The sequence below is a fragment of the Clostridium amazonense genome (assembly GCF_056431285.1).
In genome coordinates, this window is record NZ_JBWKMH010000028.1 from 264372 (window position 1) to 271028 (window position 6657).

The 6657-nt window shown below is 26.8% G+C and carries 4 protein-coding genes and 1 pseudogene; all 5 read left to right on the forward strand.

The genetic code is table 11. The features are described 5' to 3' along the window. The first annotated feature begins 90 nt into the window (after positions 1 to 90). A complete protein-coding gene (locus tag AC07E4_RS12640) occupies positions 91 to 3315 on the forward strand; it encodes a ligand-binding sensor domain-containing protein (protein WP_478216571.1) in 3225 nt (1074 codons plus the stop codon). A gap of 110 nt (positions 3316 to 3425) precedes the next feature. Next, positions 3426 to 4250: an alpha/beta hydrolase gene (locus AC07E4_RS12645; protein ID WP_430828653.1), complete on the forward strand. Its 825-nt coding sequence runs from the start codon at positions 3426 to 3428 to the stop codon at positions 4248 to 4250. Positions 4251 to 4273: 23 nt separating this feature from the next. Continuing rightward, the gene (locus AC07E4_RS12650; protein WP_430828654.1) at positions 4274 to 5209 is read left to right on the forward strand and encodes a ribonuclease Z; all 936 of its coding nucleotides are present in this window, start codon (positions 4274 to 4276) and stop codon (positions 5207 to 5209) included. A 37-nt stretch (positions 5210 to 5246) separates the two neighbouring features. Then, positions 5247 to 6017 (forward strand): SDR family NAD(P)-dependent oxidoreductase, encoded by a 771-nt coding sequence (locus AC07E4_RS12655; protein ID WP_478216574.1) that lies wholly within the window; start codon positions 5247 to 5249, stop codon positions 6015 to 6017. Positions 6018 to 6174: 157 nt separating this feature from the next. Then, positions 6175 to 6657 (forward strand): annotated as a pseudogene (locus tag AC07E4_RS12660) (collagen-like protein); the annotation flags it as partial.

Below are 6657 nucleotides of genomic sequence, written 5' to 3' on the forward strand. Positions count from 1 at the left end.
AATTTAATTATAATAACTAGAAGGTTTAACAAAATATTGGTATAATTTTAAAAAGAAAATATATTTCTAGAATATAAAAGAGGGTAATTAATGAGAAGAAGAATGAGAAGGTTAAGACGGGTTTTAAGCTTAGTAGTAATATGTTTATTTCTAAATATATATGCAGTTAGTGCTAAAAATACTAATATAAACTTTAGAAATATAACTATTCAAAATGGACTATCACAAAATTCAGTTTCATCTATTTATCAAGACAGTGAAGGGTATATGTGGTTTGGTACAGCAGATGGGCTTAACAGATATGATGGGTATAATTTTGAAGTGTTTAAATTTAATCCTAAAAATAAGAATAGTATATCTGGAAGTTATATAGGTGATATTCAAGAAGATTCGTTTGGAAATATATGGGTTGCAACAAGTAAAGGTTTAAGTAAAATAAGTAAAAATAATAATGACATAAAAAATTATGTATATGATAAAAACAATAAAAGTGGTATATCACATTATAATATAAGGTGTATATTAATAGATTCTAAAAATAGAGTATGGATTGGAACAGAACATGGATTGAATTTATATGATGAAAAAACTGATGAATTTGTAAAATATTATTCTAAAGAAGATGATAAAAATAGTTTAAGTGACAATTTTATTTTATCTATGGATGAAGATGAAAAAGGCAATATATGGATAGGGACTAAAAATGGTCTTAATATGTTAAATCAAGAAAATAATACATTTAAGAGGTATATGAAAAGTGAAAATAATTCAATAAATAATAATTACATATATGATATTTGCTCTACAAAAGATGGCAACTTGTGGATTGCCACTAGAGGTGGAGGATTAAATAAATTAAATATTTTAAAAGATGAATTTACATATTATAAGAATAATGAGAATATGAAAAATAGTAATCAAATTGCTAGTAATAATATACAATACTTAAATTATTCTAATGAAAAGTTATTTATTGGAACAGATAGTGGATTATCTCAGTATGACATTAAAAATAATAAATTTAAAACTTTTAGTCATCAAGTAAGTGATCCTCAAAGCATAATAAACAACAATATATTAAGTATATTTCATGATAATACTGGACTTGTATGGGTTGGAACATATGATGGAATTAGTGTATTTAATCCAGAGAGTAATTTTATTCATTACAAAAGTAATTTGATGGCAGAAAATGCTTTTAGTGATAATTCTATAATGGGAATGTATGAAGATAATGAAGGAGTTTTATGGTTTGGAACTGTAAGCAGTGGTTTAAATAAATTTAATAGAAAAACTGGTGAAATAAAATGTTATAAATATGATTCACAGAATGAAAACTCTATAAGTAACAATGAAATATGGCATGTAGCTTCAAACAATGATAATGAAATATGGATATCAACATCTGATGGATTAAATAAATTTGATAAAAGGACAGAAAAATTTACAAGATATTATAAAGAGGATGGATTATCATCTAATGAAACAAGATACATATATTTTGACAAAGAGAATAACATGTGGGTCGGATCTAGAAATGGAATAACAGTAATAGATAAAAATGGGAACTTTAAAATAGAAAATGAAATCTTCAAAGAAGGTGGACTAACGGACGAATTTATAACATCTATATATGAAGATGATAATGGAGATTATTGGATTGGAGCTGCTTTGAATGGAGGAGTTTTAAAATACAATAGACAAACAGGTGAAGTTAAGAATTATGTAAATAATCCTAATGATGAAAATTCATTGAGCATGAACAGTGTAAAAACAATAAAGGGAGATAGCCTAGGAAATATTTGGATTGGAACTAATTGTGGATTAAACAAATTTAATTTAGAAACTGAAAAATTTACAGTGTATACAGAAAGTGAAGGTTTATCTAATAATTTTGTTTATAATATTCTTTTAGATGAAGAAGAAAATCCATGGGTAAGCACAAATAATGGAATTTCTAAATTAGATGTAAAGGATAATAAATTTGAAAAGTTTAATTTAGCAGATGGACTTCAAAGTAGTGAGTTTAATGGATATTCAGCGTTTAAAAGTAGCAAAGGCGAAATGTTTTTTGGGGGAATAAATGGAATAAATGCATTTTTCCCAAGTAAGATAAAGCAGAGCGAACATGATTTTCCAGTAGTCATTAAAGATGTTACATTTAATGAACGGTCAATATATAATCATAAAAATATAGAATTAAAATATGATAAGAATCATTTTGATGTAGAGTTTTTTGTACCAGATTATAAATGTACACCTAAATCGGAATATAAATATATATTAGAAGGTTTTGATAAAGGATGGGTATATATAGAAAATAGGAATCATGCAAACTACACCAATATACCACCGGGAAAATATACTTTTAAGGTTATAGCAAGAAATTCAGCTGGAACATGGAGTAATCCAACAAAGCTACAAATAAAAATAATGAATCCACCTTGGGAAAGTCCTTTAGCATATTGTATTTATGCAATTATATTGACAATAATAATTTACTTTGCTTGGAATCATGTAAAAATTTTAGAAAAAATGGTAAAACAAAGAACAAAAGAACTTAATAAAAAGTTAGATGAAAATGAAGAACTTTATAATAAGCTTATAAAAATGGAAAGACATAAAAATAATTATTTTATAAATTTATCACATGAACTTAGAACTCCATTGAATATTATATCTTCAACATTACAGCTAATAAATAGACTAACTGTAAATAAGCAAAAAATTGAAGATGAAAAACTCTTATATTATACTGATGTAATGAACAAAAATTCTAATAGATTATTAAAACTTATAAATAATATTATAGATACATCTAAAATAGATTCTGGGAATTATAAGTTAAATATTGAAGAAACGGACATAGTTTATTTAGTTGAAGAAGTTTCACTATCAATGAAGAATTTTATAGAAAATAAGGGAATAGAATTTATTATAGATCCGCAAATAGAGGAGAAAATAATAGAGTGTGATATATCAGATATAGAAAGATGTATAGTGAATTTACTAGGGAATGCTGCAAAATTTACTGAAAAAGGTGGACTTATAGAAGTAAAAATATTTGATGAAGGTGAAAATGTTAAAATTTCTGTAAAGGATACAGGTATAGGAATAGATAAATCTTATCATAAGTCTATATTTAATAGATTTTATCAAACCTATGATAAATCTTCAGAGGAATATGGAGGAAGTGGACTAGGACTTACATTAACTATGCAGCTTGTAAAATTACATAATGGTAGTATAGAATTAGAAAGTGAAGTTGGAAAAGGTAGTGAATTTATAATAACTTTACCAATAAAACAAAAATAATTTGTCAATTGTATATATAAGTTTAAAAAATTATAAAAAGATGCTAAATTTAAATATTTAAATTTAGATCTTTTTATATAAATAATTAAGTATTAAGGTGGGTGATAGCAATGAAACTAGAAGAAAGACTATCAATTTTGTCTGTAGCAGCAAAAATGATGCTTTGGAATAAATATAAAGATAGGGATTTTAAAATTCATAAAGTAAAATATGGCCATAATCATAGAAAGTACACTTTAATATTAGAAGGTAATGAACCTAAAAAGAAAACTTTAATATATTTTATACATGGTGGTGGATGGATGTCAGGAAATCCATTTTCATTTAAAGCTATAGCTAAATTTTTTGCAAAGAAGGGATATACAGCAGTACTTCCAGCATATAGATTAGCACCTAAATATAAATATCCATGTCAAGTTGAAGATGTATTTTTAGGTTTTAAAGATTTTTTAGAAAAATATTGGGCTGAAGGAAACTATGATAATGTTATAGTAATTGGATTTTCAGCAGGATCAGAACTTGGAATTAATTTAGTAATGAATAAAAAATTACAAGAGAGATATGAAATAGATCCTAAGATATTTAAAGCATATATAGCTATAAGTGGAGTTTTAGATTTTAAAGAATTTAACAGTAAAAGAGCTCAGAAATATTTAGACGGTTATTTAGGAGGAACTAAATATGAGGGAAAAGTAAATCCATTAGATTTGGCAAGTTATAAGCCACAGTTTCCTATTTTATGTTTACATGGAGAAAAAGATGAATTAGTTCCAAAAAAATGTGTGAGTAATTTTACAGATAAAATAGATGAATTAGGAGGAAATACAAGAATAGAAATCATAAAAGGTAAGTATCATTCAAGCATACTAAATTTATGGATAGGCAATGGAGAAGAAAACACTAATATACTTTTTGATTTTATAAATAATATATAATAGAAGCGAAAGAAGGATTTAAAATGGTAGATTTAGTTTTATTAGGTACTGGTGGAGGAATGCCAATGCCTTTTAGAAATCTTGCATCTATGCTTATAAGTTATAAAGGACGAAAAATACTTATAGATTGTGGTGAAGGCACACAAGTGTCAATGAGAATATCTAAATGTGGATTTAAATCTATAGATATTATATGTATAACTCATTGTCATGGAGACCATATTATAGGACTTCCAGGACTTTTATCCACTATGGGCAATAGTGGAAGAGAAGACGAGGTTTTAATAATTGGACCAGAGGGAATAAATAAAGTAATTGAAGGGCTTAGTGTTGTTTGTCCTTATTTACCTTATAATATAAGAGTTATAGAAAATCCTAAAAGTAAAATTAAATTTTCATTAAATAATAAAATGGAAGAACAAATAGAAAATTCAGAAATTGAAATAGACACTATAAGTTTAGAACATTCTACTTCATGTATTGGATATAAGTTTAATATAAATAGAAAACCTAAATTTGATATAGATAAAGCAATAAGAAATAATGTTCCTAAGATTCTATGGAATAAACTTCAGAAAAATGAAAATGTAATTTTTGAGGAGAATTTGTATACTAGTGATATGGTTTTAGGAAAAGAAAGAAAAGGAATTAGTTTATGCTATATAACAGATAGTAGACCAATAGATAGTATAAAAGATTTTATAAATGAATGTGATTTATTTATTTGTGAAGGAACTTATGGAGATGATGATGATTTAGAAAAAGCAGTTAAAAATAAACATATGACGTTTAGAGAAGCTGCGTTGTTGGCAGACTCAGGAAATGTTAAAAATCTTATATTAACACATTTTACATCTGCAATGTTAGAACCACAAATATATATAAAAAATGCAAATGAAATATTTGAAAATGTGATAATAGGTGAAGATAGAATGACAAAATCAATAAAATTTGAATAGGTTTAAAAAATATTTAAGAAATAGTGAGGTGAACATTATAAAGAAATTTGCGCTTATTACTGGAGCTAGTAGTGGAATTGGATATGAACTTTCAAAAATCTTTGCAAAAAATAATCATAATCTAATATTAGTTGGTAGAAATTATGAGGCTTTAAAAAAATTAAAAAATGAGATTAATGATAATATTAAAGTTGAAATATTACAAATAAACTTAGGCAATATTGATGAACTATATAAATTATATGATTATATAAAAAATAAAAATTATTTCATAGATATATTAGTAAATAATGCAGGACTTGGATACAATGGATATTTTGATGATATTAAAGTAGAAAAAAATGTAGAAATTATAGATGTAAATATAAAAGCTCTTACAATACTTACAAATTTATTAGTAAAAGATATGAAAAAAAATAGATGTGGAAAAATATTAAATGTAGCATCAACAGGTGCATATCAACCAGGCCCCATGATTTCTGTATATTATGCATCAAAAGCATATGTACTTTCATTAACTTATGCGTTAAGAGAAGAACTTAAAATTTATGGAATAACTGTAAGTGCATTATCGCCAGGAACTACAAAAACTAATTTTTCAAAAAGAGCTGGTAAAGGTGATTTAAATATTGCAATGAGTACTGAAAAGGTTGCTAAAATAGCATATTATGGATTAGAAAAGGGAAAAGCAAATATTATTCCAGGTTCTATGAATAAGCTGCTAGTTTTTATGTCAAAAGTTTCACCTAATTTAATTAATAGTAAAATTGTAAATCATATTCAAAAAAAGGCAATAAATAAAAAGTGATAAACTGATATTTAGGATATATTCTAAATATCAGTTTTTTATTATAAAATATTTATATTTGTCAAAAAAAGTGTAGAGAAAACACCTATATTATACATAAGATGTATTGTGCAATATTTAAATAATTTAGTTTAATTTAGATAGGAGTGTAGTCAGTATGAAAAAATGCGGATTTGATCATCTTGAAATAGATGAGAACTTCTTTTGCGAAAATGCAGACAAATGTAAATGTTATGATAAATGTATAGACGGATGTAATTATAAGATTTGTATATATGGTGTTCCAGGTCCAGAAGGTCCAGAAGGACCTGAAGGTTATCCAGGTCCACAAGGTCCAAGAGGATTACAAGGCGAAAAAGGTGAAAGAGGAGAACAAGGAGTTAGAGGTCCACAAGGACCAGAGGGAGAAGTGGGTCCTAGAGGATTTAGAGGACCACAAGGAGAAAAAGGTGAACAAGGAGAACAAGGCCCAGAAGGTCCAATGGGTCTTAGAGGACCAAGAGGAGAAAAAGGCGATGAAGGAGAAAGAGGACCACAAGGAATCCAAGGAGAAAGAGGATTTAGAGGATGTCCAGGTCCAACAGGACCAACCGGACCAACCGGACCAACTGGTCCAAGGGGACCGAGAGGCGAACAAGGC

Coding starts and splice junctions, on each gene's coding strand:
- AC07E4_RS12640 (WP_478216571.1), top strand. CDS start 91: ATGAGAAGAAGAATGAGAAGGTTAAGACGGGTTTTAAGCTTAGTAGTA.
- AC07E4_RS12645 (WP_430828653.1), top strand. CDS start 3,426: ATGAAACTAGAAGAAAGACTATCAATTTTGTCTGTAGCAGCAAAAATG.
- AC07E4_RS12650 (WP_430828654.1), top strand. CDS start 4,274: ATGGTAGATTTAGTTTTATTAGGTACTGGTGGAGGAATGCCAATGCCT.